The 1241-nt window shown below is 34.2% G+C and carries 1 protein-coding gene; it reads left to right on the top strand.

Features of this window, described 5'->3' with window-relative positions; translation table 11 throughout:
- Nucleotides 1-895: hypothetical protein (locus CXF78_RS21345; RefSeq protein ID WP_102035725.1), on the top strand; the 895-nt coding region annotated here is incomplete at its 5' end.
- Nucleotides 896-1241 lie beyond the last annotated feature (346 nt).

Raw genomic sequence — 1241 nt, 5'->3', positions numbered from 1 at the left:
GAGTTTACCCTTTAAACGACTAGCTTTTGATAAAGCAATATTAAAAGTGGTTACAACCTACCCGAAGAAATATGATTGTAGAAATGAAGTTATTAACAACGCGAATACTAAGTTTGCCACTGAGCATTTGGGTTATAGCAAAATAATTGTTACAACGAAATCGAAAACTGTTCACGGTGCATCATCTCGAGCCATTAGGTCTTTAGATACTATTAGAGCGCTTCTTTGTATGTTTTCTAACGCTAGTATGGAATTATTTGGGGATAGTTACTTACCGATAAACTGTATTCGTTTAGTTGAAGTACATAGTCTTCACAATGACAATGGTTCTAGTGCAGCTAATGGCACTGTATGGTTTGAACCAGGATTTGTTATAAGAAAGCCCTATATATCGAAAGATGACAAATTAAAAAAGGATCTTTTATGGTCTATTGGTAGACTAGATGAGTGTAGATATAGTGATGTATTAAAAGATGGGTTACTTCGATATGTTAGAGCATTAGATGAATCGGATCATAATACAGCCTTGTTGAGAATGTGGGGGGCTCTTGAATGTATCGCAGCACCTTCTGAATCTAATTATGATGCAGTAACTAAAAGGTGTGCTTTCATATTTACCGAGGTAAACTATCATCATCAAATTCTTGAGCATCTGAGAGAATTCAGAAATAAAAGTGTCCACATAGGCGAACAAAGTGAAAAGGCAAAGACTTATTGTTTTCAACTACAGTTCTATTTTATACAACTTATAATGTTCCATCTGCGTAATACCAAAGAATTTAATAGTTTAGCTCAAGCTAATAACTTCTTAGATCTTCCAACTGATAAAGATACTATTTTAGAGCGCCGCAGAATGCTAGATAAAGCTATTAAATATAGAAGTATTAGTTCTTAACAAGGTGTTTGTGGATATTAAGAAAGTATTTTTTTCTAAATCCTAAATTTAAACCAACGTAATAATGGTTATCAATTACTAGTTAAAATTAAATGGGTCCTTCCGGCTCGGTGCACTGCGGGGAGGACAAGCGCAGTGCTTCACTACATATGAAAATTTTAGGGTGTTACGTTGTTGTTTTATAGGCTTGATCTCTGCTATTCAATTTCACCTAAAAAATAAACCCATTAAGTGAATGAATTAATAGTATTTTACCCTACATTTGATGATGCACAATTCCACTCAACTTTTGATCGTCTTAAACCGCAACTTTTGATCGCTTAAATCTTTGTGTCCATAGCTTTAG

Origin of the sequence: Shewanella sp. 11B5 (assembly GCF_002836795.1) — a bacterium.
GTDB classification, from domain to species: Bacteria; Pseudomonadota; Gammaproteobacteria; order Enterobacterales; family Shewanellaceae; genus Shewanella; species Shewanella frigidimarina.
The sequence above is the reverse complement of the archived record's forward strand: the minus strand, read 5'-3'. Positions and strand labels throughout refer to the sequence as shown.